The 25764-nt window shown below is 70.4% G+C and carries 25 protein-coding genes, 1 tRNA gene and 1 other RNA gene; 14 read left to right on the forward strand and 13 right to left on the reverse strand.

The window, feature by feature from the left end:
- Nucleotides 1–80: 80 nt before the first annotated feature.
- Nucleotides 81–899, reverse strand: coding sequence for an alpha/beta fold hydrolase (locus OG928_RS18170; RefSeq protein ID WP_406284918.1), 819 nt, complete (start codon nucleotides 897–899; stop codon nucleotides 81–83).
- A 231-nt stretch (nucleotides 900–1130) separates the two neighbouring features.
- Here OG928_RS18170 and OG928_RS18175 point away from each other — a divergent pair, with 231 nt between their 5' ends.
- A complete protein-coding gene (locus tag OG928_RS18175; RefSeq protein ID WP_406284920.1) occupies nucleotides 1131–1991 on the forward strand; it encodes a helix-turn-helix transcriptional regulator in 861 nt (286 codons plus the stop codon).
- A gap of 11 nt (nucleotides 1992–2002) precedes the next feature.
- Here OG928_RS18175 and OG928_RS18180 read toward each other — a convergent pair whose 3' ends face one another.
- Nucleotides 2003–2245, reverse strand: coding sequence for a hypothetical protein (locus OG928_RS18180; RefSeq protein ID WP_406284923.1), 243 nt, complete (start codon nucleotides 2243–2245; stop codon nucleotides 2003–2005).
- On the opposite strand from OG928_RS18180, the gene OG928_RS18185 reads away from it, so the two are divergent.
- From OG928_RS18185 to OG928_RS18195, 3 genes are all read left to right on the forward strand, one after another.
- The gene (locus OG928_RS18185) at nucleotides 2244–3356 is read left to right on the forward strand and encodes a hypothetical protein (RefSeq protein WP_406284925.1); all 1113 of its coding nucleotides are present in this window, start codon (nucleotides 2244–2246) and stop codon (nucleotides 3354–3356) included. The genes OG928_RS18180 and OG928_RS18185 overlap by 2 nt on opposite strands.
- A 321-nt stretch (nucleotides 3357–3677) precedes the next feature.
- Nucleotides 3678–4553, forward strand: a complete 876-nt coding sequence (locus tag OG928_RS18190; RefSeq protein ID WP_406284927.1) for a hypothetical protein — start codon at nucleotides 3678–3680, stop codon at nucleotides 4551–4553.
- Between the two features lie 307 nt (nucleotides 4554–4860).
- A complete protein-coding gene (locus OG928_RS18195; protein ID WP_406284929.1) occupies nucleotides 4861–6966 on the forward strand; it encodes a serine/threonine-protein kinase in 2106 nt (701 codons plus the stop codon).
- Between the two features lie 43 nt (nucleotides 6967–7009).
- Here OG928_RS18195 and OG928_RS18200 read toward each other — a convergent pair whose 3' ends face one another.
- The gene (locus OG928_RS18200) at nucleotides 7010–8059 is read right to left on the reverse strand and encodes a porin PorA family protein (protein ID WP_406284931.1); all 1050 of its coding nucleotides are present in this window, start codon (nucleotides 8057–8059) and stop codon (nucleotides 7010–7012) included.
- Between the two features lie 313 nt (nucleotides 8060–8372).
- On the opposite strand from OG928_RS18200, the gene OG928_RS18205 reads away from it, so the two are divergent.
- Entirely contained in the window at nucleotides 8373–8927 is a 555-nt protein-coding gene (locus OG928_RS18205) for a hypothetical protein (protein ID WP_406284933.1), read from the forward strand.
- Between the two features lie 86 nt (nucleotides 8928–9013).
- On the opposite strand, the gene OG928_RS18210 is transcribed toward OG928_RS18205, so the two are convergent.
- Complete coding sequence (locus OG928_RS18210) at nucleotides 9014–9313, reverse strand: hypothetical protein (protein WP_406284935.1); 300 nt, start codon at nucleotides 9311–9313, stop codon at nucleotides 9014–9016.
- 53 nt (nucleotides 9314–9366) lie between these two features.
- Entirely contained in the window at nucleotides 9367–9828 is a 462-nt protein-coding gene (locus OG928_RS18215) for a prevent-host-death family protein (RefSeq protein ID WP_406284937.1), read from the reverse strand.
- Between the two features lie 260 nt (nucleotides 9829–10088).
- Here OG928_RS18215 and OG928_RS18220 point away from each other — a divergent pair, with 260 nt between their 5' ends.
- The 6 genes from OG928_RS18220 to OG928_RS18245 all read left to right on the forward strand — a co-directional run bounded on the left by OG928_RS18220 (nucleotide 10089) and on the right by OG928_RS18245 (nucleotide 15472).
- Nucleotides 10089–10895 (forward strand): hypothetical protein, encoded by an 807-nt coding sequence (locus OG928_RS18220; protein WP_406284939.1) that lies wholly within the window; start codon nucleotides 10089–10091, stop codon nucleotides 10893–10895.
- The gene (locus tag OG928_RS18225) at nucleotides 10892–11746 is read left to right on the forward strand and encodes a hypothetical protein (RefSeq protein WP_406284941.1); all 855 of its coding nucleotides are present in this window, start codon (nucleotides 10892–10894) and stop codon (nucleotides 11744–11746) included. Before OG928_RS18220 ends, OG928_RS18225 begins: the two co-directional genes overlap by 4 nt.
- 109 nt (nucleotides 11747–11855) lie before the next feature.
- Nucleotides 11856–12449 carry a hypothetical protein gene (locus OG928_RS18230; protein WP_406284944.1) on the forward strand — a complete coding sequence of 198 codons (594 nt, stop codon included), beginning with the start codon at nucleotides 11856–11858 and terminating at the stop codon, nucleotides 12447–12449.
- Nucleotides 12446–13552, forward strand: a complete 1107-nt coding sequence (locus tag OG928_RS18235) for a peptidoglycan-binding protein (protein ID WP_406284946.1) — start codon at nucleotides 12446–12448, stop codon at nucleotides 13550–13552. Before OG928_RS18230 ends, OG928_RS18235 begins: the two co-directional genes overlap by 4 nt.
- A gap of 62 nt (nucleotides 13553–13614) precedes the next feature.
- Nucleotides 13615–14265, forward strand: a complete 651-nt coding sequence (locus OG928_RS18240; RefSeq protein WP_406291057.1) for an ABC transporter ATP-binding protein — start codon at nucleotides 13615–13617, stop codon at nucleotides 14263–14265.
- Nucleotide 14266: 1 nt separating this feature from the next.
- Nucleotides 14267–15472, forward strand: a complete 1206-nt coding sequence (locus OG928_RS18245; protein ID WP_406284948.1) for an ABC transporter permease — start codon at nucleotides 14267–14269, stop codon at nucleotides 15470–15472.
- Between the two features lie 96 nt (nucleotides 15473–15568).
- On the opposite strand, the gene OG928_RS18250 is transcribed toward OG928_RS18245, so the two are convergent.
- From OG928_RS18250 to OG928_RS18275, 6 genes are all read right to left on the reverse strand, one after another.
- Entirely contained in the window at nucleotides 15569–15991 is a 423-nt protein-coding gene (locus OG928_RS18250; RefSeq protein ID WP_406284949.1) for a PIN domain nuclease, read from the reverse strand.
- Nucleotides 15988–16203, reverse strand: a complete 216-nt coding sequence (locus OG928_RS18255) for a type II toxin-antitoxin system VapB family antitoxin (protein ID WP_406284950.1) — start codon at nucleotides 16201–16203, stop codon at nucleotides 15988–15990. The genes OG928_RS18250 and OG928_RS18255 overlap by 4 nt, the downstream gene beginning before the upstream one ends.
- A 397-nt stretch (nucleotides 16204–16600) precedes the next feature.
- Nucleotides 16601–18547 carry a bifunctional polysaccharide deacetylase/glycosyltransferase family 2 protein gene (locus tag OG928_RS18260; RefSeq protein ID WP_406284953.1) on the reverse strand — a complete coding sequence of 649 codons (1947 nt, stop codon included), beginning with the start codon at nucleotides 18545–18547 and terminating at the stop codon, nucleotides 16601–16603.
- Nucleotides 18548–18733: 186 nt separating this feature from the next.
- Complete coding sequence (locus OG928_RS18265; protein ID WP_406284954.1) at nucleotides 18734–19135, reverse strand: hypothetical protein; 402 nt, start codon at nucleotides 19133–19135, stop codon at nucleotides 18734–18736.
- A 751-nt stretch (nucleotides 19136–19886) separates the two neighbouring features.
- Nucleotides 19887–20015: a hypothetical protein gene (locus tag OG928_RS18270; protein ID WP_406284955.1), complete on the reverse strand. Its 129-nt coding sequence runs from the start codon at nucleotides 20013–20015 to the stop codon at nucleotides 19887–19889.
- Nucleotides 20016–20019: 4 nt separating this feature from the next.
- Nucleotides 20020–21264, reverse strand: a complete 1245-nt coding sequence (locus OG928_RS18275) for a phytanoyl-CoA dioxygenase family protein (protein ID WP_406284957.1) — start codon at nucleotides 21262–21264, stop codon at nucleotides 20020–20022.
- A 66-nt stretch (nucleotides 21265–21330) separates the two neighbouring features.
- On the opposite strand from OG928_RS18275, the gene OG928_RS18280 reads away from it, so the two are divergent.
- Nucleotides 21331–22038, forward strand: a complete 708-nt coding sequence (locus tag OG928_RS18280; RefSeq protein WP_406284959.1) for an IclR family transcriptional regulator — start codon at nucleotides 21331–21333, stop codon at nucleotides 22036–22038.
- 674 nt (nucleotides 22039–22712) lie between these two features.
- Here OG928_RS18280 and OG928_RS18285 read toward each other — a convergent pair.
- Both OG928_RS18285 and ffs read right to left on the reverse strand, forming a co-directional pair.
- A tRNA-Ser gene (locus OG928_RS18285) sits at nucleotides 22713–22800 on the reverse strand.
- 62 nt (nucleotides 22801–22862) lie between these two features.
- Nucleotides 22863–22961, reverse strand: an RNA gene (ffs, locus tag OG928_RS18290) — signal recognition particle sRNA small type.
- Nucleotides 22962–23050: 89 nt separating this feature from the next.
- Here ffs and OG928_RS18295 point away from each other — a divergent pair.
- A complete protein-coding gene (locus OG928_RS18295; RefSeq protein WP_406284962.1) occupies nucleotides 23051–24634 on the forward strand; it encodes a DNA polymerase III subunit gamma and tau in 1584 nt (527 codons plus the stop codon).
- Nucleotides 24635–25356: 722 nt separating this feature from the next.
- A complete protein-coding gene (locus OG928_RS18300) occupies nucleotides 25357–25701 on the forward strand; it encodes a YbaB/EbfC family nucleoid-associated protein (protein WP_020554881.1) in 345 nt (114 codons plus the stop codon).
- Nucleotides 25702–25764 lie beyond the last annotated feature (63 nt).

The raw sequence follows: 25764 nt of genomic DNA on the forward strand, positions 1-25764 counted from the left end.
GGTGCTTCGAGTAGTGGTGTTTCGAGCAGCGGCACTTCGCGCAGCGGCAGTTCGCGCAGTGGCACTTCCGCAGTAGCACTTCACGCGGCGACGATGAACTCGCGTACGTGCTTGGCGAACTCCTCCTGCTGCTCGAACATGACGACGTGTCCGGCGTCGAGTTCGACGTACGCGCTGCCCGCGATCGCGTCGTGCAGCGCGCGGCTGTTCTCGACCGGGATGGTGGCGTCCAGCGCGCAGCCGATGATCAGCGTGCGAGCCTCGATCCGGGGCAGCAGCGCGCGGATGTCGAGCGTGAGGTCGTAGTCGACGTGGCGCAGGGTGCCTGCGGTCGGGGCCATGTTGCCGAACATCTCCTCGACCGCGTCCCGGCCGATCGCGTTCAGGAAGCCTCGGCTGAATCCGGTCATGGTCACGTTGCGGCCGAACGACTCCGCGTCGGTGCGGCCCAGGCGCTGCCACACGGTGAACAGGTTGCGCAGGTATTCGTCGCCGTCGGTGTGCGCCCAGCCGGCCACCAGGATCAGCCTCCGGACCAGGTCGGGGCGGATCGCGGCCACGGCGGCGGCGACCGTCGACCCCATCGAGAAGCCGAGCAGGTCCACGGGACCGGTGCCCGCGTCCTCGATCACGGCGATCACCTGGGCGGCGAGACCCTCGGTGGTCAGTGCGCCGCCGGCGTCGAAGGTGGCGTCGGTGCCGGACAGGTCCGGGGTGAGGACGACCCGGTCGTCGTCGAGCAGCGGGACGGTCGTGCCCCAGTTCAGCGCGCCGCCGGCCGAACCGGTGCCGTGCACGAGGACGAGCGCGGGGCCCGAGTCGGCGCCGGAGCGGGCGCCGGAGCGGGCGCCGGAGCGGGAGTAGTGGACCTGGGCGTCGGCGACCTGGACGACGGGCATGGCGGGCTCCTTTGGCGAGTGCTTGTTCATCGCGTTCGTCGCGTCGTTCGCGTGCGTGGCGTGCGTTGCGTGCGTCGCGTGCCTCGATCGGTGCGAGGCTTCGAGTGCGTCGTTCCTGCCGGGCGTTCGCTCCGGCAAAAGGAACTCTGCCTTCGGGCGACCAGGGCCGGGAGAGCCTCGCCGACCCTGGGATTGGGAGTCCCAGGCTGGGTGCCGGCGCGATGCGGCACGATGATTCCCATGACGATCGCTCGCAGTGACCTGGCCGACTTTCTGCGCCGGTCCCGCGCCCGGATCGGTCCCGAGGACGCGGGCCTGCCGGCGGGGCCCCGGCGTCGTACCCCGGGCCTGCGGCGCGAAGAGGTCGCCCAACTGGCCGGCATGTCGGCCGACTACTACATCCGGCTCGAACAGGCTCGCGGCCCACAGCCGTCGACCCAGATGCTCGCCGCGCTGGCCCGTGCGCTGCGGCTGAGCGACGACGAGCTGGACCACCTGTACCTACTCGCCGGACACCGCCCGCCCGCCGCGCGCAACAGGGGCGACGAGGTCGCGCCGGCGCTCCTGCACCTGCTCGACCAGCTGGACGCGACGCCGGCCCAGGTGTTGAACGACCTCGGCGACGTGCTCGCCCAGAACGCGATGGCACAGGCCCTGCTCGGCGGCGTGTGCACCGTCTCCGAGCACGGCCGCAACGTGGCCTGGCGCTGGTTCGGCGACACCCGTCCGCGGGCCGCCTACCCGGCCGAGGAGCACGACTACTACAGCCGCCTGCACGTGGCCGACCTGCGGGCCGCCGCCGCCCATCGCCCGAACGACGCCGCCGTGACCCATCTGGTGGCCCGACTCCGGGCGGCCAGCGACGAGTTCGCCGAGCTGTGGGACCGGCACGAGGTCGCCGTCCGCCGGCACAGCCGGATGCGGGTCCTGCACGGCGTACTCGGCCCGGTGGACCTCGACAGCCAGGTCCTGCTCACCCCGGAGGGCAACCAGCGCCTGATCCTGCTCACCCCGCCGCCGGGCAGCGACCTCACCGAACGACTGGCCGCCCTGCGCCGGCCGGCGGGCACCGACACGATGGCGTTCACCTAGTGCCACGCGGGTCAGTCGCGCAGGAGGGCGTTCAGTTCGCCGTAGTCGATCGCGTCGGTGAGGCCGGTGTACGTGCCGGTGGTGAACAGCTCGCGGGCCGAGCGGCGGACCTCACGCCCGAGGACGGGTGGGTGTTTCGCGCGATCCGTCCCGGCGACGGCGGGCGGGCGGCCGTTACGAGACGCGGAACGGGGGACGGGTTTTCGCCTGGGCGCCTTCCGGCGTCCATCCGCGCGCGACACAATCGCCGCCATGGCGATCACCGAGACCGGCAAGCCCGCCCCCGTTCGGCCGGCGGCCCTCGCCCGTGGATTCCTCGGCGGTGCGCTGTTCGGTGCCGCGGTGGCGGGCCTGGTCGTCGGATCGATCACCGAGCGCATGTACCTGATCGGCGTCGGCATCGGGCTCTTCTTCCTCAACGTCGCGATGATGGCGGTCGGGGCGTACCGGGAGCGGGCGGCGGGCACCGAGCACCTCGCGACGCGACCGGCGCTCGCGCTGATCGAGAGTCGACGCGCCATCGGCGGCGAGACGGCGAACGTCCCGGTCGAGTTCGTGCTGACGGTCGCGCCGGACGACGGCGCGGCGTACCGGGTCAAGATGTCGCAGAGCATCAACCTGGTGGACATCCCCGACTACCGGCCGGGCGGCGTCATCGTCGTCCAGTACCGCCCCGCGCAGCCCTGGCACGTCGAGATCGTGGACCGGCCGACCCAGGAGTGGCACCGGCGGGCGGCCGGTGAATCGCTCGACTCCGCCCCCGAGTCCGCCATGGTGGCCGCGCCCGCCGAGGGCGGATCGTTCTGCCTGCTCGGTGTCGTGGGCCTGCTGATCGGCGCGGCGGCCGTCGTCCTGCCGTTCCGCGCGGAGCTGTTCACGGACGACACCCCCACGAAGCCCGCGTCGTCCTCGTCCTCGTCCACGTCGTCCACGTCGTCCTCGACCATCACCATGGGCACCTTCTCGTCGACCAGCACGCTCTCGGGCTCGGCGACGTCGGACTCGACGCTGCGCAAGGGTGAGATGCGCCGCGTCGCCGAATCCCTGATCGCGGGGATGGGCACGGCGAACGCGCTGCGCCTCGACATCGACGAACACCTCATGTCGGTCGAGGGCGCCGTCGCCCCCGCAACGGACACCCCGGTGATCGACCTGCGCGCGCTTCCGTACGAACGGCTTCCCGCCCTGGTCCGCGAGGCCCAGACCACACTGGGCATCGGCACCCCGAAGTCCTGGCGGATCGGCTTCGCCCACGACGCGAAGACCGGTGCCCTGCTCATCCGCGTGTCCGTGACCGGCGATCGAGGCGACGCTTCCCTGGAGGCAAACCCACAGGGAGACGTCACCCGACGAAACCCGCGCTGACACCGGCCCTCCCGAGCCTCGCCGACGGGGCGCCGCCGGGCGGCGTGGTGCCCGGCGGCGGTGACGACGAGGTCGGCGACGACATCGGGCCGGCCCAGAAGTGCGGGCCGACGTACGGTCGTTCCGGCCGGCCGAACCGACATCGCCGAGCGTTGTCGACTCACCCCGTCGACCGCGCCGACCCCGCGTCGCAGGCGGCCCCGCGTCGCGGGCGACCGGCGCGGTGGAGCCGGACATCTTGTCTGACATGATCATCCGATGGGCGATCCGACACCGAGAACGACGTGAGTACGACGTGAGTACGACACGAGTGGTGCGGGTGTGACCGGCGTGGGCGTCGGTTGTCTGGCGGTCGTGGGATGGCCGTTCCTGGTGGCCCTTCGGCTGTTCCGTCCACAGACCGAGGCCGACAGGGAGATCGCCGCGCTGCAGTACATGCGCGTGTCGATCGGGCTCCTGGTCGGGCTGACGGTCTGGTTCCGGGACGGCGAGTTCGAGTTCGACCTGGACGCCGCGCTGATGAAGATCGTGTACGGCCTGGTGTTCGCGGTTCCCATCTGGGTCCCCGTGACGCTGTTCCTGGTCGTCATGTCGTCGGGCGACCGGCCGGGGACCTGCAAGCGCCTTGCCGCCGGCTCGGGGCTGCCGCTCGCGATGGTCGGCCTCGTGGCCCTCTACTACTTCCAGGGTGACGGCATCGTCGGGGACACGCTCCGCGACGCGAGCGGGGGTTCGTGGGTCCTCGACATCCCGCTCGCCCTGGTCGGCCTGCTTCTCCCGCTCTGGGGTGGCCTGTTCGCGTTGAGCGCCGCGTTCCTCGGCTACAAGAACATGTTCAACGCCAACGACGGGCATCCCCTCCTGCCCGCCCTGCTCGCACCGTGGTTCGCGATCGCCTCCACCGGCTACGAGTTGGCCGCACCCGACGGGGGAGAACACAGCCCGTTGTCGATCGGCCTGTCCGTCACGGGCTGCCTGGCCATCATAGGGTGCTCGATCTACGAGTACCGCTTCGTCGCCGTCAGGCACAACGTGAGCCTGAAGAGCGGTCCGCCGCCACGGGAACCGGCCACCGAGTCCGGCCGATTCACATGGGGCTCGCACCCGCTTGCGCCCCCGCCGCCGACCTGGGCCCCGCCGCCGTACCCGCCGACTCCGCCGCCCCTGCCGGTCCACAACCCGTGGATCGGCTCCTGACGGCCGAGCGGTAGACCCCGGCACCGATCGCGACCACGGCAACGCGAGCCCGAACCATCGAAATGGTCCGGGCTCGCGTTCGGATCGCCCTCGGATGCCTTACAACCTGCTCGCCACGCCGTTCGAGATGCGGTGCCCGACGGCGTCGGATGCCGGGTGAGGGAGTCCCGGAGGACTTGGTGTGTGCGGTGCGATGAAATGATCGCCTGCCAGGGGTACTTGCGGGCTCATTGAAGCCCTGTAGTGCCTCCTGCGGACTGCGCGTCGCCGACGGGCGGGAACTCTGGAGCCTACGGGGGAACGGGGCATGTGGGGTCGAGGCACAGTTCTGAGCAGCCGGTACACGCTGACCGAGCGGCTGGGCGGCGGCGCCATGGGCGAGGTGTGGCGCGCCGACGACGGCGTACTCGAGCGGCAGGTCGCGGTCAAGATCCTGCTGCCGGCGCTGCTGGCCGACGCCAAGTTCGCCGAGCGGTTCCGGCGCGAGGCCAAGGTGCTGGCCGCGCTCGACCACCCCGGCATCGTCGACGTGCACGACTACGGCGAGAGCGGGTCGGAGCCGCGCGTCGCGTACATCGTCATGGAACTCGTCGACGGCCGCCCGCTGGACGCGGTCCTGGGTGAGGATGATGCCGCCGACGGCGATGTCGCGGGCATGCCCGTCGACCGGGTGCTCGGCATCGCCGCCCAGGCTTTGGACGCACTGCACGCGGCACATCTGCGGGGCATCGTGCACCGCGACGTCAAGCCGTCGAACCTCATGATCGGCGCCGACGACCGGGTGACCGTCACCGACTTCGGCATAGCCCACTCCACGGCCGAGACCAAGCTCACCGCGTCGCACGCGGTGCTCGGTACGGCTCGCTACATAGCCCCCGAGCAGGCCCTGGGCAACGGCGCGGTTCCGGCGTCCGACCAGTACGCGATCGGCGTCCTCTGCTACGAACTCCTCACCGGCGAAGCGTTGTTCACCGGTGACGCCGTGCTCGAGGTGTTGCTCAAGCACATCAGGGAGCCCGCGCCAGAGCTCCCGGCGGAATTCCCCGAAGCGGTGCGCGTCTTCGTGGCGAAGGCGCTGGCCAAGGCGCCGGAGGACCGGTACGCCGATGCGGCGCAGATGGCAGCGGCGGCGCGCGGGGCGATGACGGGTGGGTCGGAGGCGGCAGCGGCGGTCACCGGCGACGCGGCGGCGGGCAACGCGCTTGCGAGCAAGGCGGACTCCGGTAACGCGGTTGCGAGCAAGGCGGCTTCGGGTGGTGCGGCCGCAAGCAGCGCGGTCGAGGCCGAGCCGACCCCGGACGGGGCCGGCTCCGACGAGGCGGCGGCGCCTGACGGCTCGGCGCCGGAAGCCACGACGGACGACGCTCCGATCGTGCGGGAGGCGTTGGCTCCGGCCGCGTTGCCGCCCGCGGGACCTGCCGCTGCGGACGTGCCTGGCCCCGCCCCCGCCCCCGCCGCCGTTCCCGTAGCCGTTCCCGTCGCGGAGCAGTCTCCGACGCCTCCGGAGTCGAGCCCCGACACGCGCGATGCGCCCGAGGGCACTCGGGCTTGGAAACGGCACGGCATAGCCGCCGCCTTACTGGTGCTGGGCGTCATAGCCGGAGTCGTGGCGACGGTCTTGTACGTCAGGCCCTCCGTCGGCCCGTCCGACGCGGACGGCAAGGCGCAGAACGCGCAATCGGCCACCTCCGGGAGCCAGATTCACGCGACAGGCGCATCGGGTGATTCGGGCGCGAACTCGGCGCCGCCCTCGGGTGCTGCCGGGACCGGCACCCCGAGCCCGAATGCCGGCGGCACCCAGGCCCCGGGCGCGGCCCAAGGCGGGACCGGAGCATCACCGGGCAGCGGCAGCACAACCGGCGCCGTACCGCCCCCCGGAGGGGGCAACGGCGGTGGCTCCAATGGCTCGGCGTCCGGCGGGGCGGGCGCCTCGCCCGGTGGAAGCAGCACTGGCAGCGGCACGAAACCGAAGCCGCCCGCGTCCACTCCGCCCCCGGCCCAGAGCATCCCGCAGGGCTGCGGCGGCGACCGCTGGGGCGCCATCACCAGCGTCGCCGACGGGGTCAAGATCGGCCTCGTCGCCGACGGCCCCAGCGCGGGCAAACAAGTGGTCATGGGCGGTCACACGCAGTACGGCTGGGTCCACTCGGTCTCCACCTGGGACACCTTCAACCCGTGCAGCCTCAGCGGCCCCGCGCTCGGCCAGCCGTACGGCAATAGCCAACACCCGGAACTCGCTGCCGGATACGCGTACTCCACCAACTGGAGACTGGCCGACGCCCCCACTTCGGGCGCGGTCTACATCAAGGACTACATGGGCAAGAACTGCCTGACCAACAACGGCGCGGGCAAGCCGCTGTCGGTCGTGGAGTGCACTCCCGGAATCAGGTCCCAGCAATGGTGGATCCCGTAGCGACACACAGGCCGCCCGCCGTGCTCGGGCCGCCGTGCGGGTGTCATGCCTCCGCGGGGGGTGTGGGGGTGCTGCGGGGTCGACGACGCCGGATGAGCAGGGCTGCGGCAATCAGTAGTGCGCCGACCACGCCCACCACGATGGGCAGGATGGTACCGACGAGCATGATGACGTCGTGGCCGTCATTGGCGTCGTCCGCGGCGGCCTTCACGGACTCGGGGGTCTGCTGGTAGAAGACCTCGGAGACCGGCAGCAGCGGGAGGAAGGCGCCGCTGCTCGGGGCGATGACCCCGGCCACGCGCTGCTGGGACCGCTGCGTGTCGACCACGATGCCGGTCTCGGGTTCGATCCAGAACGTGTCGGCGCTCGCCAGCGTGTAGGAGAGCGGCACCGGGTTGCCCAACGTCGGTAGCAGAGCGGCCAGTTGCTGCTTGGCCGCATCCGAGAGGGTCCCGAGTTGGGCGACCAGCGCCAGGGTCGTCTGCGGGACGGCCGGCGGCAGACCGGCGAGCACCTGGGAGTCGGTGATCCGGGTGGGCGGCAGGCTCGCCTCGTACACGTACGTGCTGACGCCCGACTTGCTCTCCGTACGCGTGTACGTCAGCGGCGTCGTGGTCTTGGTCTCCGGCCGCCAGCCGGTGTACGTCCGCTTCTTCGCGCCGAGCGGCCAACTCACCGTCAGGCCCTGGGCGTCGACCACCGTCCAGTCCGCCGGATGGCTGGTGACCGGCTGGAGTGTCTTGCGGTCGACGGCGTACTTCCAGTCCGTCTTCTCGACCGGGTTGCCCGCGGCGCTCGTCGTCCGGGTGTCGCTGACCAGGGCCTTGTCGCCCGAGGTCTCCTCGACCTTCACGGTCCGCTCGACGGCCAGGGGGACGTCCCGCTTGACGGCCGCCACAAGGTTGCCCTTCGCCACCTCCTGGGCGTCGAGCAGGGTCCTGAAGCTGCCGGCGTAGGAGCGCTTGGCGTCGGTGTCGTCGGGCACTCGGACCACATAGTTCGGCGTAATAACGTACGCGAGCACGAACGCGCAGGCGATCAGGACCAGACCCACCGCGACGCCGACGCCGCGGAGCACCGTGTTCGTCCGCATGATCCCCTCTCCCACTGAACTAGATCCGTGATCACCCTCCGTCTGAGCCCAGTGTTCCCGAGACCTCCCGCCACCGCGCCCCCCGACTGCCATCCGTGTGACGACACCGCCGACGGCGCTCCGAGCGCTTGGGCCCCTGCCGGCCCGCCACACGCCGAACGATATGGACGAAGCCGTTCGCGAAGTCGGGCGTGATACCGCGGTACGGGTTCGTGATACCGCGGTACGGAGTGTGAAACGGCTCCGGAGCGGGAGGCGGTATACGGCTGGGCGGTCCTAGCGTCGCGGTATGACTTTTCGACGGCATGCGCGGATGCGGTACACCGACGGCCGCCGCGGTTCGATTTCCGTCCGGTCGGCAGCGGTCACGCGAAATGCGGGAACAGCGGTGGCACTCCTGCCCAGGGGCCTGTGGGCGCTCGGCCTGACTCTCGCCGGCGACGGCGAAGGCGCCCGCCGGCGCGCGCTTCGCGTCGCGCCGGCGCCGGCCGGGGCAGCGCCATCGACCACGGCGCGTCTGCTGCGGCAAGCGGCGGCGGCCGTGTTGCTCGGCGCCCTGGCACTGGTGGCGGCGGGGGTGTTGGGGATGATGCTCACCCGAGGTGTCTTCTACGGTCTTGTCGACCAAGGCCCCTACGACGACTCCTGGGGCGGCCCTTCCTTGGCCGGCGCCTGGCTCGCCCACTTCGCCGCGTCGCTGCCGGTCGACGTCCTCGCCGTGGCTCTGCTCGATGTCCTCGCCCGCCTGCACCGGCACCTGACCGCGCCTTTGCGCGCCGAACACCGCCCCGCCTGGGCAGTGCCCGTCACGGTCTCCGCCGGCATATTCGGTCTGCTTTTCGTCGTGGCTTTCCTTCACCAACTCTGAGCCCCACCCCGGGTGGGTCGTCCGGGCGGTGGCATCGACACCGGGGCCCGTGCCGACCTCCCTTGAGACCAGCCGACGCGCAGGTGTCAGGCGTCAGTGTCCTTCGGATGCCGGGTGGAGGCGCACACGAGGTGGACGGTACGTCCGACCTCGTCCACGAGATAGCGCACGCGGCCGCCGGCGGTCACTTCGAATTCCCATTGCGGCCGCTCCCGGCCGCCCAGGATTCGGGTGGCGAGACGACCGCGTAAGCGGTGCTGTCGGTCCGGGTCGCGAGTGGACAGTGGGTCGGTGCGGAGGGACTCGAAGCAGCGACGGGCATTGGCCGCCGCCTCGGCACAGAGATCACCCCAGCCCTTGGCGGCCTCGGTGGTGGCGAAGCGCAATCTCCACTCGTCACCGATGGGCGGCGGCGGGACATCGTCACCGCGTTTCGGACTCAAGGCGCGAGTACCTCACCGTGGTCCTCACCCTGCAGCGACCCGGTGAGTTGGGTGGCGAGCTCGGGATCGGCCAGAATCCTGGCGGTTGCGCGCCACTCGACGATGACACGATGCAGTGTGGAGTGCACATCCAGTTCTGCAGCGTCGCGCGTGGCATCCACGAGGTCCACGACGAACTCGCGGACCTCCTCGGCGGACAAGTGTCGAATCCACGGGAAAACCGTCGGCATGGCGAGGAGTACCGCTCGGGCGCCCTCGTCGGTACCGATCAGCGCGGCAAGCAGTCGGGAGGTGACATCTGCGGTTTCCTCCCGCTGGCGATCATGACGCTCAGTGGTCAGATAGAGATCCTCGCCGTCCCGACGCGTGACGTGGACACGCTGGGCCTGTTCGACGGTCTCGGCGACTCGCTTCGAGTTCTTCGACAAGTCGGAGAAGGCCACGGTGAGAGTGGACATGATCCATGCTACTTCGGAATGTGTTCCGAAGTCAAAGCTCTGGGTTGGACGGGATGACCGGCTGCGGGTCTTGACGCACGTCCTGCGGCGCGTGCGAACGACCAGTCGTGGGCGGGGTCGTCGCAGCCGCACACTCAGGATGGCTGTCCCGGTGTTTCCGCGGCGTTTCGGCTTTCGGATACGGCGGGGATATCTCCCAACGCCTCTAATTCCGTTCGCGGCCGGAGCTTGCCCGGTCGCGACGACCGAGAGGCAACCGCATGAATGTCGCCGCACCATCCTTGGCCCTGGACTATCGGCCAGGCCGGCCGCACGGCTGGTTCGATCCGGGCAGGCCCATGACCTTCGGCGGACACACGGGCGCCGAGGACTTCGTCGTTGGCGATCGGTCATACCGGATCAGCCTGCTGCCGTTCGACCAGCCGACCGACCGGCCGCCGAATCCGGTCTACGCGGAAACCCCCTCCGACCCCGCCCTCCGTTTCCGGGAGACCCTCGCGGCCGCCTTCGGGGCGCACTACACGTTTCGCTACCTGAGCCGGTTGCCGGGCCGAACCCGGTTCAGCGTCCAGTCGTACAGCGTGTCCACCGCGGAGCCGTCCGAATCCGAGCCCATGCGGTTCGGCGCCGATCTGTACGTGGTGTACGACTGTGACCCGCAACCCGGTGGGCGACGCGGTACCGGAACGATGCGTTGGATCCAGGTCAGTTCGTCGGTCGGCCACCTCGGCGGCCCGCCCCCGCAGACCGGCGACCCCGGTCAAGCGGGGAACGACGGTGCGCCGCGAGTCGACGGCACCGGTCCGGGCAACCCGTTCTACCGCTTCGGAGGCTCTACGTCGGTTCGCGGGCAGCGGGTCGGCAACTTCACCTACGGCGTCGAGGTCCCGTACCTGCCGCTGCCCGGTGAAGGCGACTCGGGGGCACTGTCGTTCCTGTTCACCGCCGAGACCTTCCTCGCGCAGGACACGGGCCACAAGGACGCCGCCGGGCGCGAGATCGTCGACATCTTCGGCGGCATCAAGTACGGCTGGCAGTTGCGCGAGACGTCCGGGGGGCGGGCATGACGGACATCTCACGCCGCTCCGTGCTGCGCGGTGGCGGCGCCCTCGGCCTGACTGTCCTGGCCGCAGGCGCCACGGGCGGGTTCGGCGCCGAGCCGGCCGCTGCCGCGCCTGGTACGGACGTGGCCCCCGCACGGCACCTCGTGCCGGACTATCGCCCGAGTCAACCCACCGGATTGCCGATGATTCCGGGGCAGTCGCTCGGGGTCACTCTCGGCGGGCACACCCCGTTCAAGGACTTCGCCTACAACGGGAAGCCGCACCGGATCAGCCTGCTCGGCGGCGCCCGGCCGGGCGCCGCGCCCCATCCGGTGTACGAGGATGTGCCGGCCGTACCGGAGCTGCGCTTCCAGGAGACACTCGAACGCGCCTACGGCGAACACTATGCGTTCCGCTACAAAGGTGGATTCCGCGGCCGCGACGAGTTCCGCGTCCAGTCCTACGGAGTGGTCACCCGGGAGCCGAACCCGCACGAGCCGGTGACCTTCGGCGGCGGCATGTACGTCGTGTACGAACCGGACCACCATCGCGGTGATCCGTCCGTCAGCGACACGCTGCATTGGATCCAGGTGGCGGCGCTCCTCGGATCCCTGCCCCGACCGGCCGAGGTGGACGCGGGCATTTCGCACCCGTTCTTCGCCTACGGCGGCCTGACCTCGGTGAACGGCAACGAGGTCTTCAACTTCCACGACATGCCGCAGACCGGGGTGATGGGCGTGGGCGCCCTGGATGTCCGGTTCGTGGCCGAGACCTTCCTGGCGCAGGACACCGGCCGGAAGGATGCGGCCGGCCGCGACATCGTCGACATCTTCGGTGGCATCACGTTCGGCTGGCAGGTCCACGAGGTGTCGTAGGCCCCACAGGCAGGTCGACCGTGCCGTCCGAACTCCACTACAGACCGGGATGAACCCGGCTTCACACGTGCCTGTGGCCACCCAGCGAGGCCATGGGCGAGGGAGAGACATGCGTACCAAAGCACTGCCCGTCCTCGGCCTTCTCGTGGTCCTCGGGGTCACCGTCGGGTGCGATGGCGGCGGGGAAGACAAGGACAAGGTCGCCTTGGCGGGGACGTCCACGGCGAGCGCCGGCTCCTCGGTGGGCGGGGACAAGGGCAAGGGCAAGGGGGGTGAGAAGGAGGCGCTGCTGAAGTATTCGCAGTGCATGCGCGAAAACGGCGTCGCGAACTTCCCCGATCCGCAGTTCCAGGACGGCGGCGGCGTCTCGCTGGACGTACCCGACGGCGCCGATCCGCAGCGCGTCAACGCGGCGCAGCAAAAGTGCAAGTCCCTGATGCCGAACGGCGGGGAGAACCAGAAGGTCGACCCGAAAGTCACCGAGCAACTGCGCAAGTACTCGAAATGCATGCGGGACAACGGCGTCACGCAATTCCCCGACCCTGGGCCCGAAGGTGGCCTGCAGATCAACAACGACCAACTCGGCATCAGCGTCGACGACCCGAAGTACATAGCAGCCGAGCGGACTTGCTCGCAGCACATGCCCAAGCCGCCCGGGGGCGGCGAGGGCACCCAGACCCACGGCGCCGGGGGCGGCGCGTGACCGACAAGCCGAGCAAGAAGCGGAAGAAGAGGCGTACCGGTCGCGTCATGGGCGCCCTCGCGGTGCTTCTGGCCGCCGCTGGTGTCGCGGTGGCGACCACGGGAATCGGACTTCCCGCCAAGGAGGACGACTCGCCGGCACGGGGCACGCTGCCGCCGGCGACCGGAACCGTCACGAAGCAGACCCTGGTCGAGACCACGTCGGAGACCGGTGAACTCGGTTACGGCGACGCCACGACAGTCAACGCGGGAAAGCTGACCGGCACGTTGACCTCGATCGCCGCACCAAGCTCGATCGTCACGCGCGGCAAGCCGCTGTACAGGGTCGACGACAGCCCGGTGCTACTGCTGTACGGGACACTCCCCGCGTACCGCGACCTCGCCGTGGGCACCGACGGCGCCGACGTGGTGCAGCTCGAACAGAACCTGAAGGACCTCGGGTACACCGGTTTCACCGTGGACAAGAAGTACAACGAGGCCACTGCGGCGGCCGTGCGGAAGTGGCAGAAGGCCAACGGCCTCACGCAGACGGGCACGGTCGAGCTCGGGCGTGTGTTCTACGCGCCCGGTGAGTTGCGGGTCGAGTCCGACAAGGCGGCGCTGGGCGACGCGACGCAGCCCGGTCAGGCCGTACTCACGTACACCGGGACCAAGCGCGTCGTCGTGGTCGAGTTGGAGATGTCCGCCGCGCGTCTCGCCAAGACGGACACGCCGGTGGCGCTCAAACTGCCCGATGGCAAGACGGTACCCGGCAAGGTCGTCAAGGCCGTGACGGTGATCGATCAGGGCGAGGAAGGCAGCGCACGCGCCGCGACGCCGACGACCAAGGTCAAGGCGACCCTGGCACTCGAGGACGAAGGAGCGGTCGCCGGGCTCGACCAGGCTTCCGTGGATGTCGCGTTCACCGCGTCGCGCCGCGAAAACGTCCTGACGGTGCCGGTCGCCGCCCTGCTCGCACTCAGCGAGGGCGGATACGGCCTCCAGGTCGTCGAGGGCGCCGGGACCCGCATCGTCCCGGTCGAAACCGGCCTGTTCGCCGGCGGCCGTGTCGAGGTCTCCGGGGCCGGGCTCACCGAGGGCATGACAGTGGGGATGCCCTCGTGAGCACACTCCGGGAGATCGCGCCCGACGGATCCTTCGCCGGCGCGGACGGATCCGGCGGCACCCTGGTCGAACTGACCGATGTGGGCAAGGAGTACCCCGGCGGCGTGGTCGCCCTGCGGGGCGTGAACCTGGTCATCGGTTACGGCGAGTTCGTCGGTATCGTCGGCCCGTCGGGGTCCGGCAAATCGACCATGCTGAATCTGATCGGCACCCTCGACCGGCCGTCGTCGGGCACGGTGTGGGTCGAGGGCAACGACATCGCCGCGTTGTCCGACCGCCGTGTCTCCGCGCTACGCGCCCACCGCATCGGGTTCGTCTTCCAGCAGTTCCACCTCGCACCGGGACGCACCGCGCTCGACAACGTCGCCGACGGACTGCTGTACGAGGGGATCCCGGTGCGCGAGCGCCGCCGTCGGGCCGAGGCCGCACTGACCCGCGTCGGGCTCGCCGAACGCCTGGCGCACCTTCCGCACGAACTGTCCGGCGGGCAACGGCAGCGCGTCGCCATCGCCCGCGCGGTTGTCGGGGAGCCCGTACTGCTGCTCGCGGACGAGCCCACCGGCAACCTGGACACCGCCTCGGGACAGGGCGTGATGGCGCTGCTGCGCGAACTTCACGCCGCCGGAACCACGGTGGTCGTCATCACGCACGACCGGGACATCGCGGCGTCGCTGCCCCGGCAGGTTGCCATGCTCGACGGGACGGTGGAGTGACATGACCACGACGTATTCCTCCGCGCGCCTCAGGCCACGCGACGTCCTCGCGGTCGGTGGCGTCGGATTGCGCACCCGGCCGATGCGGGTGTTCCTGTCCGCTCTCGGCATCGCCATCGGCATCGCGGCGATGACGGCGGTCGCCGGGATCTCGTCGTCGAGCCGCGCCGACCTCGACGCCTGGCTCGCGGCGCTCGGTACCAACCTGCTGACCGTCGCTCCTGGCAACTCCCTGAGCGGCGGTGAAGCAACGCTGCCGGCCGATGCGCCCGCGATGGTCGCGCGCATCGGCCCGGTGGACAAGGTGGCGGCGACCGGGACGCTGAAGAACGTCAAGGTGTACCGCAACGACCGCATACCGGCCGCCGAGAGCGGCGGCATGTCCGTCCAGGCAGCCAATCCGAAGCTGCCGGAGACCGTAGGCGCGCGTCTCGCCGACGGCGTGTGGTTCAACGCCGCCACCGAACGCTATCCGGTGGTCGTCCTGGGGACATCCGCGGCAGACCGACTGGGCGTAGGCAAGGCCGGGCCGGACATTCAGGTCTACATCGGCAACACGTGGTTCACGGTCATCGGCATCCTCGACCCGGTGCCGCTGGCACCGGAGTTGGATGCGGCGGCGCTCGTCGGCTGGACCGCTGCCGGCACATATCTGGGCTTCGACGGGCACCCGACCACGGTGTACACGCGTTCCGCCGACGCGTCCGTCCAGGACGTACGCGGCGTGCTCGCGCGAACCGTCAACCCGCAGAACCCCAACGAGGTCAAGGTGTCCCGCCCGTCCGACGCGCTGGCCGCGCGGCAGGCGACCGACAAGGCGTTCACCGGACTGCTGCTGGGCCTCGGCGCGGTCGCGCTCCTGGTCGGCGGGGTCGGCGTCGCCAACACGATGGTCATCACCGTGCTGGAACGCCGCGGCGAAATCGGCCTGCGCCGCTCGCTCGGCGCCACCCGCGGCCACATCCGCACCCAGTTCCTCGTCGAATCACTCATGCTGTCCGCCCTGGGCGGCATCGCCGGTGTCACCCTCGGCATGGCGGTCACCATCGTCTACGCGAGCAGTCAGGGCTGGGCCGCGGTCATCCCCGCGTGGGCGACCGTCGGCGGTCTCGGCGCGACCTTGGTGATCGGCGCGATCGCCGGCCTCTACCCGGCCGTCCGCGCGTCCCGCCTCCCCCCGACCGAGGCACTCACCGCCGCGCCATGAGCGGACAGCGTTGCCTTCGGACGATCTCTCGGCTCTTGGTGCTCAGGAGCCCGTGCCGACCGACGCACCTCAACCACAACTGCCAACCATCATCGTTCACTTGCCGGCGGCCGGCCCGTACCACTGCAACGCCTGTCCCGTAACGGCGGCGATGCACTCGAAGTCCCTGTCCCTGTGGAGGAGCGTCAGGCCCTGCAACTCCGCCGTCGCGGCCACCACAAGGTCCACGGGACCGGCGCTCCGGTGCTGCCCTCGTTGGGTCAGCGCCTCCTGCACCTGCCAAGCGCGGTCGTATGAGCGATCGTCGACCGGCACCCAACCGAACAGTGCACGGATGTCCTCCATCCCCTGTGCGCGGTCGGCGGCCGAGCGGGCGCTGTAGAAGAACTCCAGCTCTGTGATTGGGCAGACCGCGATGAGCCCGGCTGCTGCTGCCTGATCCCAACCGTATGGCTCGGCGTCCTTGTGCATGAGGCGCGCAAGGGCGCTGGTGTCGATCAGGAACTGAGCCGCGTTCACCGGCGGTAGTTCCTCTTGTCCTCCAGGAGCTCCAGATCGAACGCACCCTCGTTGGCCGCGGCCCGGAGTCGAGCGAGCGCCAGGGCCCGACGCCGGTTCTCGAGCACCTCGCGGAGAGCCGTGTTGACGGTCTCCTTCTTTGTGCTGGTGCCGAGCGCCTTGGCCACATCGGCGACCAAGTCATCATCGAGGTCGATCACAGTCCGAGCCATATGCACCTCCATTGATATCAACGATACCTTGAATGATATCTCAGGTGCGAGGGGCTTGATCCGCGTGTAATGGTCAGGATCCCCGGTTTGGGCGGCCGGCGATCGGCGCCCCCGGACCCGGATGCCAGAGGAGCGGGCCGACGGGGCGGGTGGGTCGTAGATGGTCGAGACCGGTCACGTCCGGGCCGCCCAGTTCGCTGCGGGTCAGGTTCTGGCCCCACTCGCCCCTGCGAGCCGAACACACCCCTGTGAGGGCAGACACGATCCCGATCGCGTGTGTGGTCCGCCGAAAATGGGTTGTTGCATTGGGGTGGATTGCCCGATTTTGGCCGGCTGATCACGATCACGATGACGACCAACGGCCGGTCCGGGCCTCGGGCATCGCCCGTGCCGTGGGTTACACGGGTGGTTGGGCGTGGGCGAGTTGATCGGTGGCGGAGCCGGTGCGGTGCATGCGGTGCCAACGCAGGCGGCTGCCGAGGACGGCGGTGACCACGGACTGGATGACGATGAGGTACATCAGCTGCCGGTAGACGAACTGCTGGAGCGGCAGTGTCCAGATCGGGCCGAGCTTCTCCTTGTCGAGGCGCAGCGCGTATATCGCGGTGAGGACCTGGGCGAGGAGGAACGCCGCCCAGACGGCGAGGGTGCTCCACACGTCGAGGAAGACCAGGCCGTACAGCGCGAAGACGTCGACGACGGGCGCGAGGAGCGGCAGGACGACCTGGAACAGGAACAGGTACGGCAGGCCGCGTCGGCCCAGGTGCCCGGCGGGGCCGCGTTCGACCAGGGCTCGGCGGTGCTTCCACATGGCCTGGAGGGTCCCGTAGCACCAGCGGTAGCGCTGGCGCCACAACTGGCGCAGGGATTCGGGGGCCTCGGTCCAGGCCAGCGCGGTCTCCTCGTACACGACCCGCCAACCGGTGCGGCACAAAGCCATGGTCAGGTCGGTGTCCTCGGCGAGAGTGTCCTCGCTGAGGCCGCCGACGCCGGTCAGCGCGCTGCGGCGGAAGCCGCCGATGGCGCCGGGGACGGTGGGCATGCACTGTAGGACGTCGAACATCCGGCGGTCGAGGTTGAACCCGATCACGTACTCGAGGTGCTGCCAGCGTCCCAGGACCCGGCGACGGTTGCCGACCTTGGTGTTGCCGCTGACGGCGCCGACGGCGGGGTCGGCGAACGGCTGGATGAGCCGGTGCACGGCATCCGGTTCGAAGACCGTGTCGCCGTCGATCATCACGATGAGTTCGTGGGTGGAGCGTGCGATCCCGAGGTTCAGCGCGGACGCCTTGCCGCCGTTCGGCTTGCGGATGACGACCACACCCGGGAGGGCGAGGGCTTCGACGATGTCGGCGGTCCCGTCGTCGGACCCGTCGTCGACGACGACGATCTCCACGTCCGGGTGAGTGGAGGCGACCAGGGACCGGATTGTCGCCTCGATCCCGGCGGCCTCGTTGTAGGCGGGGACGATCACCGAGACGGGTTCCCACACCTCGGGCAGCCGGTTGCGGCGTCGCTTGGCGCGGCGAACTCGGCGGACGTGGACCCGGGCAAGCACCACGAGGACGAGCAGCCGCAGCACGGTCAGCGCTCCGGCGACAGTGAGCACCCAGGCCATCGCGACGGTGAAGCCGTGCGCGCCGCGTTGGGCCCAGATCAGGGCGGTGCCGCTCAGCTCGGTCCCGGTGTCGGCGTCGGCCTCGGGCGGCAGGCCGAGCCCGCCGGAGACGGTGGTGAACCGGTATCCCTGTGCTTGCAGTTCCGTCAGGAGACGATCCAGGCCCTCGACGGTCTGGGCGCGGTCGCCGCCGCCGTCGTGGAACATGACCACCGCGCCGCGGCCGTCTCGCGGGGTCGCGGCGGCGGTGATGGCTGCGGCTCCCGGGCGGGTCCAGTCCTTGGAGTCCAGGTCGGTGGTGACGGTGAGGTAGCCCGCTTCGCCGGCCCGGTGTACCGCGTCCCAGGTGCCTCCGCACAACGCGGACGGGACGGAGGAGTACGGCGGGCGCAGCAGCCGGGTCTGGACGCCGGCCGCCCCGGCCAGTGCGTTCCGGGTGAGCGACAGCTCCAAGTCAGCCCGCCACGGCGCTACTTTGCCCAGGTCGACGTGGGTGTAGGTGTGCGAGCCGATCTCGTGGCCCGCGTCGTGGACGCGGCGCACCAGGTCGGGGTGCGCGGCGGCATCCGCGCCGACCATGAAGAACGTGGCCTTGGCGTCGTGCCGCTCGAGGACCTCCAAGACGCGCGGGGTCCAGGTCGGGTCGGGGCCGTCGTCGAAGGTCAGCGCCACGGTCCGGGTGGGAAGCCATGCCGACTCGGTGCGCCCGTCGGTGGTGCGTATCACCGGCCCACCGTCACGAATGGCGGCCGGCGCGGGTCTGCATGACGCGTCACCACCGGTGCCGGGGCTGCCGACCGCGTGCCGGCTGAAACCCTCCAGGAGCAGTGCGCCGGCGACTACGAGAAGGCTGAACGCGAGGAGGACCCAGTGTGCGCGCGCATCGCGGCGGCGCCCACGCCGCCCGGCCACTCAGTTGGCCCCTCGCTTGTTGGGGTTGGCTGCGGTCGGCCGGTTGGAATGACCGGCGGGCGCGAGGGGGGCGTTCCCGGGCCTGGTGTCGGTCGTGGCCGACGGCGTCGCCGGCCCAGTGTTCTGGCCCCCGGCCGGGGAACCTGCGGCAGATGTCTGTCCCGCGTCGGTGGCCGGCGGAGTGCCGCCTGCCTTCGGCGCCCGTGTCGCACCGGCGACCGGCTTGGCCGGGCCCGTCGTGCGGGTCGAGGCCGACGGTGACGCTACGCCCTGCGCGCCACCTGGCTTGAAGTCGTTGTCCTGGACGTCGTTCTTCGGTGGATCCTTGGCGACCCACGGCGGCGCGCCGACGGGCGAGGAGGTCACCACACCGGTGGCCAGAAGCCCCAGATAGGCCGCCATCGGTAGGCATGCTCCGATGACGACGCGCCGGGTCCAACGCTTCCGCCGACCGCTGGCGTCGACGAATATCGGGTCATCCGACGAGTCCATGGCGCCGTAGTCTAGCCACACCGCCCCCGCGCTCCGCCGGCCTGCGACATATGGCTCGGAGGCGACTTCACGCCACACCGGGCACGGTCGGCCGTGCGGGATCATCCGGGATCATCCGGTATCTCCGTCGGAGAGTTCGCCGAGAAGCGCCCTGACGTACTTGTCGATCGCCTCGCGGATCCCGCGGACCGCGGCGATGCTTCGGGCCGGGCGGCTCCACCGCAAGCCGTCCGCCCGGCGCCGCCGCCTACCACAGCGCCCCGACCGCCGGCGGCGCTGTCGGTGCTGACTCGCTGCTGTGAGCGGAGGGGGCTTTTGGCCACCGGAGGACTCCCTAGGTCGCTCCGCTGGTCAAGTTCCTGTTGCCCAAGCGTCTTTGACCAGCGGCTCATTGACTGAGAGTCGCTGTCCCAACGAGAAACGGCCCGACCTGCATTTCAGCAGGTCAGGCCGCGTCTGGCGGAGGATACGAGATTCGAACTCGTGAGGGTGTGAACCCAACACGCTTTCCAATGGTCACCTGCCCGTCCGGCGGGCCTCGTCGGCGTCCTGAACTGCGGTGCCGCGCCCGTTTGGGTTCTTGACGGACGCCCTCGAACGGCGCTGAATACAACCAGAACTGCAACCAAGCTGCCAGGCCCGCTGGTTGCATTCAGCCTGCTCATAAGCCCTCGCGGTTCAGTGCGTTGACGGCGGTGGTGGCCGAGTTGGCGGAGAAGGCGGCCGAGCAGGCGAGGGCGGGCGCGTACGCCCCGGGCTGATGCTCGCGGAGGTGGAGGTCCAGACACACGTACCTATTGGGTGGCGGCGCGGGCGGAGATCTTTCCGGTTTTGTCGGCGTGGAAGAGGGCGTCGTTGTAGTGGCAGCCGGACGGCACCCACTCGAAGGTCTTTTCCTCGGAGAACTTGTAGTACAGCGCGCGGCGGCCGGCGCTGGGGCCGGTCGGCGGTGGGGTGCTGTGCATGATGTCGCCGAAGTGCAGGGTGAGGTCGCCGGGCTCGGTCTCGATCTTGACCACGGGCAGGTCGCCCTCGTCGCCCCACTTCAGCCAGTGGTTGGCGTAGCGGTGGGAGCCGGCCAGGACCATGAGCTGCCCGTTGGCGGGGTTGGCGTAGTCGAGTTGGATGCCGGCCTGGATCAACGGGCACAGAGCGGGGTGGCCACCGATGCCGTCGTCGGTGTGCCAGCCCAGGTTCCCGTCGCCCTTGACAATGTTGGAGGACTTGATGAACACCATCGGGCCGTCGAGGCGATCGTCACAGACACGGAACTCGGGGTTGGCCAGGCGGGCGAGCTCGGTCATGCGGGGCTCGAAGCACAGCTCTTGGAGTGCCTCGGAGTAGCGGCCGAGGTAGTTGATCCGGGTGACAACCTCTTCACCGTCGACGTTGAGCGACCACCACGAGAAGCGGTCACCCGGAGTGGTCCGGGAGCGCACGTGCTCGACCTCTGCACCGAACCGTGCAACCTCAGCCTCGGCATAGACGCCCTTGATATGCAGGAACCCCGTGGTGTTGAGGAAGTGCCGCATCTCCTCACGGCTGCCGTCGGCCGGGAAGCTGCGGTGCAGGTCCAGCGGTTCGCCGTCGCGGTCGACCAGGGTCTCCCAGACGGCGTTGGTGTAGATGGCCCGCCCCGTCAGCAGGGCCCGGGTGGCCGGCTCCCACCGCTTCCAGTCCTGCAGGGTGCCGCGGACGACCTCCGCGCGCTCGGTCCGCACACAGCCGGTGGCGGTCAGGAGCTCGTTGACGTACTCGGAGAAGGTGAGCTCGTCGAGTTCGATCATGGTGGCTGCGCCCGCGTCGCCCTCGACGGCCTTGACCCCCTCCGGGCCCGCGATCCACGTGTAGGCGCGGCCGTCGGGGACGCGGAACGCCAGCGGCGGCACGCCGCCGAGGTCGTTGATGAAGAGGTCGCGGTGCTTGGTGCTGAGCGCGGGGAGGTGGACGGTGTGGAACTGGCTGAACGAGTGGCGGGGAAAGGAATCCGCGATCGCCTCGACCCAGGGAAGGCCGGTGCCCGTGGTGTCGGCGCCCATGGTGACACTCCTCGTCGTGTTACTATGTAACATGATTGTGTTTCTTAGTGAGACTAGGAGGGCTGAGTGTCCTCGGTCAAGGAAATCCAGTCGGTAAGGAACGCGTGCCGGCTTCTCGAGGAGGTGGCCCGGCAGCAGCCGACCGGAGTCAGTGATCTCGCGCGGATCACCGGGATTGACAAGAGTGCTGCTCATCGGCTCGCGGTGACCCTCAACGCCGCGGGGTGGCTGCAGCGCACCGTGGACGGTCGCTGGTACCTCGCTCCCGGACTGCTCGCGGTGCTGCGCGAGTCCTCCTCGACGTCGCTCGCTGAGAGCACCCGCCCGTTGATGGAGGCTGCCCGTGACGCGACCGGGGAGACCGCGATGCTGGTGGTCCCGGAGGGCAATCGGCTCTTGATCGCCGATGTCGTCGAAAGCAGTCACACGCTGCGCGTCTCGGTCACCGTCGGCTCGGAGATGCCGGCGAAGTCGAGCTCGGCGTTGCGTGCGATCGCGGCTCGGCTGCCCGCGGAGCAATTGCCGGCCTGGCGTCGCGTCGATCCCGAACTCACCGAGGAGGCCCTTCAGGCCACCCGAGACCGTGGATGGGGTCTGAATGACAACGAGGTGGCCGACGGGACTCGCGCCGTCGGTGCGGCGCTGTGTGGTGCCGACGGCGTGTCGATCGCCGCGCTCGTGGTGGTCGGGCCCTCGACACGCTTCGGTAGAGAGCTGATGGCACCCCATGGTGAGCTGGTGGCGCGCCTCGCTGATGACTGGGATGGACGTTGATGTCCGCGGAGAACATGGTGCAGGTGTGCGTCGTTCGATCGGGCTGGGTTGGGCCCTGAAGGGTGAACCGTGCGATCGGGGTTTGGGTGTTACCCGGCGGTGTCGGCCCAGTCGTTGCGGCGTGTCGACGCGTCTGCGGGCGACCCGCGCCGATCTGGCAGCCGCCGGCGGCTTCAGGCCGTTGCTGTCATGACAGTTCGCCGCGGATACCCCGACGACGAGGGGCAGCGGCGCACTCAGTGGGTTGAACCCGACCAGGCATGTTGTCCCGATGCGAGGCCCGCCCCTTGGTCTTCGGTGGCATGCGCAGCCACGCCGTGAGCCGACGATGTCCCATCCGCCGCAGCGCCGTCGGCGTGGGATATCCGGTCAACAGGATCAGCGGCCCCGGAAACGGATCTGCAAGGCTCTGTCGAGAGCGGGCGCGATCGCCATCAGGTGCCGGCGGACCCGGTTTCCATAGCCGATGCAGCCGTGGTGCTGTGGTGGGGCCAGTGGGGCAGTCCGCGCTGCCAGTGCGGGACGACGGCAATAAGCGGTTCAGGGCGGTTCGTGGACGGCCGAATAGTTCGCTGCCGGGTCCGATGCCCCGCAACTGAGACCAGAGCTGAGACCGACAACGACGTTGCCCCCGGCCGCAGTGCGACCGGGGGCAACGTTTTGCCTATTACGGCTGGCGGAGGATACGAGATTCGAACTCGTGAGGGTGTGAACCCAACACGCTTTCCAAGCGTGCGCCCTAGGCCACTAGGCGAATCCTCCGTGCGGAAGCTTACAGGAGGTTGGTGCGTGCTCGCGCACCCCTATTCGAGGTGGGGTGGGGACGCTGTGAACCCCCCGTGCACCCGATAGAGCCTCCCTATCCTTGCTGCCTTCCGGCCCTGGGGAGGTTCAGGAGGATACCGCCGCACGGGGGGTCCGGGGCCTACAGTACCGGACGGCGGTCGGTGATCGGGCACCGGTGGGTGGTGAGGGTCCGCGACTGTCGTCCGGCCCGGCTATCGTCGGGGGCGTGTCGCTCGCCCTCTACCGTCGCTACCGCCCCGAGACCTACGCAGAGGTCATCGGGCAGGAGCACGTGACGGAACCCCTCATGCAGGCCCTGCGGAACAACCGCGTCAACCACGCCTACCTGTTCAGTGGGCCGCGAGGGTGTGGGAAGACCACCAGCGCGCGCATCCTCGCCCGATGCCTCAACTGTGAGCAGGGGCCCACGCCCACGCCCTGCGGCGAGTGCCAGTCGTGTCGGGACCTCGGTCTCGGCGGGCCCGGCAGCATCGACGTGATCGAGATCGACGCCGCGTCGCACGGTGGTGTGGACGATGCCCGTGACCTGCGCGAGAAGGCGCACTTCTCGCCGGTGAGTTCGCGCTACAAGATCTACATCATCGACGAGGCCCACATGGTCACGTCGGCGGGCTTCAACGCGCTGCTCAAGGTGGTCGAAGAGCCGCCGGAGCACCTGAAGTTCATCTTCGCGACCACCGAACCCGAGAAGGTCATCGGGACCATCCGGTCCCGGACGCACCACTACCCGTTCCGGCTGGTGCCGCCCGGTGTGCTGCGCGATCACCTCGCGTCGGTGTGCGAGACCGAGGGCATCAAGGTCGAGCCGAGCGTGTTGCCGCTCGTGGTCCGGGCCGGTGCCGGGTCGGTGCGCGACTCGATGTCGGTCATGGACCAGCTGCTCGCGGGCGCCACCGACGACGGTGTCACCTACGCGATGGCGACCTCGCTGCTCGGGTTCACCGACCGGTCGCTGCTCGACGACGTCGTCGAGGCGTTCGTCGCCCAGGACGGGGGAGCCGCCTTCGAACTCGTCGACCGGGTGATCGAGGGTGGCTACGACCCGCGCCGGTTCGTGGCCGACCTGTTGGAGCGGCTGCGCGACCTGGTGATCCTGGCCGCCGTGCCGGACGCCGCCGACAAGGGCCTGATCGACGTGCCGGCCGACCAGTTGGAGCGGATGGTCAGGCACGCGGGCGAGTTCGGCCGGGCCGGGCTCACCCGCGCGGCGGACATCGTCAACACCGGCCTCACCGAGATGCGCGGGGCCACCGCGCCCCGGCTCCAGCTGGAGCTGATCTGCGCCCGGGTGCTGCTGCCCGCGGTCGACTCCGGTGAACAGGGCCTGCAGACACGTCTGGAACGCCTCGAGCGCCGGGTGTCCGTCGGCGGCCTCCCCGCCGCCGCCCCCGCGCCGGCCACCCCCGACCACGCCCGCCCCGACGCGGCCCCGCCCGCCCCGGTACGCCCGCAGGCAGCCGCGCGGCCCCCGTACAGGCCCCGCCGCCCGCACCGGCCGCCCGGCCCCAGCAGCCCCCACAGCAGGCACCCCAGCAGCCCGCCGCGCCCGCCCCCGGGGCCTGGCCCCAGGCCCGCGCCGCCGGCTCGGGCCCCGCACCCGCCGCGACCCCGCCGCCCCAGGCACCCCAGCCGTCCCAGCCCCCCCACGCCCCCCAGCCCCAGGCACCCCAGCCACCCCCCGGCATCGCCCCCGCGTCCGCCCCCCCGTCGGCCGACCTGGCCCGCGTGCACGAGATGTGGCCCCAGGTCCTGGACGCCGTCCGCGGTCGCAACCGCGTGGCCTGGATGATGCTCCAGACCGTGACCGTGGCCGGCTTCGACGGCACGACCCTGACCCTCGCGTTCGAGCAGGCCGGCACCCGCGAGGGCTTCCGCAGCAGCGGCCGCGACGAGGTGGTGCGCCAGTCCGTGCTGGACGCGTTCGGCTTCGACTGGCGGATCGACTGCGTCGTCGCGGGCGAAGGCGGCGGCAGCGGCGGCGGTACGCCCGCGCGCCGCCCGGCGGCCCCGACCCAGTCCGCGCAGCAGCAGCAACAACAGCAACAGCAACAACGGCCCGCCCCGCCCGCCCCGCCCCCCGGCGCATGGCCCGGCGCCCCCGCCCCCACGCAGCCCTCCGCTCCCACGCAGCCCCCGCCCCGGCGGCCCCGGACCCGCGACCCCGCCCCCGTCGCCGCAACCGCCGACCGCCCGCCCGCAACCGCAGCAGCCCGCCCCGCCCCCGCCGCCCGCCCCACCCGCCGAGCCGGGCTTCGACATCCCCGAGGACATCGGCCGGTACGACGACGAGGACCTGGAGGACGACGGCGGCATGTCCACCCACGAACTCCTGGCCCGCGAGCTGGGCGCGACGATCATCGACGAGTCGCCGACCACGTGAGCTCCGCCGATGCGCGCCGCGACCGCGCATCGGCCCCGCCCGGAGCCGTAGGCTCGACCGCAGGGCGGGTGCGTTCGAGCGCGCCGCCCCGAGGCGGTGCGAGGCCGCGTCCGAGCGACGAAGGGTGTCCAGTGTTTCCCGGTGGTGGCCAGCCCGACATGCAGCAGCTGCTGCAGCAGGCGCAGAAGATGCAGCAGGACCTCATGGCCGCGCAGGACGAACTCGCGCGCACCCAGGTGACCGGGAGCGCCGGCGGCGGCCTGGTGACCGCGACCGTGTCCGGGGCCGGCGAGCTGCTGGCTCTGGAGATCTCGCCGTCCGCGGTGGATCCTGAGGACACGGAGACTCTCGGCGACCTCATCGTCGCCGCGGTCCGCGACGCGAACCGCGCCGCTCTGGAGATGCAGTCCCAGCTCATGGGTCCGCTGGCCCAGGGCATGGGCGGTGGCGGCCCGCTGGGACTGCCCGGGATGTGAGCCGGGCGCCCGGCACGGCGGCGGCACCCACCCGGGGCCGGCCGACGGCACAACCCACCGAGA

The organism is Embleya sp. NBC_00896 (assembly GCF_045207785.1).
Taxonomy (GTDB): domain Bacteria; phylum Actinomycetota; class Actinomycetes; order Streptomycetales; family Streptomycetaceae; genus Embleya.

What these genes read in the sequence shown, in the direction of transcription:
- OG928_RS18185 (WP_406284925.1), top strand. Translation starts at nt 2,244, where the DNA reads ATGGCGATCACCGAGACCGGCAAGCCCGCCCCCGTTCGGCCGGCGGCC.
- OG928_RS18175 (WP_406284920.1), top strand. Translation starts at nt 1,131, where the DNA reads ATGATTCCCATGACGATCGCTCGCAGTGACCTGGCCGACTTTCTGCGC.
- OG928_RS18245 (WP_406284948.1), top strand. Translation starts at nt 14,267, where the DNA reads ATGACCACGACGTATTCCTCCGCGCGCCTCAGGCCACGCGACGTCCTC.
- OG928_RS18200 (WP_406284931.1), bottom strand. Translation starts at nt 8,059, where the DNA reads ATGCGGACGAACACGGTGCTCCGCGGCGTCGGCGTCGCGGTGGGTCTG.
- OG928_RS18230 (WP_406284944.1), top strand. Translation starts at nt 11,856, where the DNA reads ATGCGTACCAAAGCACTGCCCGTCCTCGGCCTTCTCGTGGTCCTCGGG.
- OG928_RS18275 (WP_406284957.1), bottom strand. Translation starts at nt 21,264, where the DNA reads ATGGGCGCCGACACCACGGGCACCGGCCTTCCCTGGGTCGAGGCGATC.
- OG928_RS18170 (WP_406284918.1), bottom strand. Translation starts at nt 899, where the DNA reads ATGCCCGTCGTCCAGGTCGCCGACGCCCAGGTCCACTACTCCCGCTCC.
- OG928_RS18205 (WP_406284933.1), top strand. Translation starts at nt 8,373, where the DNA reads ATGCGGTACACCGACGGCCGCCGCGGTTCGATTTCCGTCCGGTCGGCA.
- OG928_RS18255 (WP_406284950.1), bottom strand. Translation starts at nt 16,203, where the DNA reads ATGGCTCGGACTGTGATCGACCTCGATGATGACTTGGTCGCCGATGTG.
- OG928_RS18180 (WP_406284923.1), bottom strand. Translation starts at nt 2,245, where the DNA reads ATGGCGGCGATTGTGTCGCGCGCGGATGGACGCCGGAAGGCGCCCAGG.
- OG928_RS18215 (WP_406284937.1), bottom strand. Translation starts at nt 9,828, where the DNA reads ATGTCCACTCTCACCGTGGCCTTCTCCGACTTGTCGAAGAACTCGAAG.
- OG928_RS18225 (WP_406284941.1), top strand. Translation starts at nt 10,892, where the DNA reads ATGACGGACATCTCACGCCGCTCCGTGCTGCGCGGTGGCGGCGCCCTC.
- OG928_RS18220 (WP_406284939.1), top strand. Translation starts at nt 10,089, where the DNA reads ATGAATGTCGCCGCACCATCCTTGGCCCTGGACTATCGGCCAGGCCGG.
- OG928_RS18265 (WP_406284954.1), bottom strand. Translation starts at nt 19,135, where the DNA reads ATGGCGGCCTATCTGGGGCTTCTGGCCACCGGTGTGGTGACCTCCTCG.
- OG928_RS18195 (WP_406284929.1), top strand. Translation starts at nt 4,861, where the DNA reads ATGTGGGGTCGAGGCACAGTTCTGAGCAGCCGGTACACGCTGACCGAG.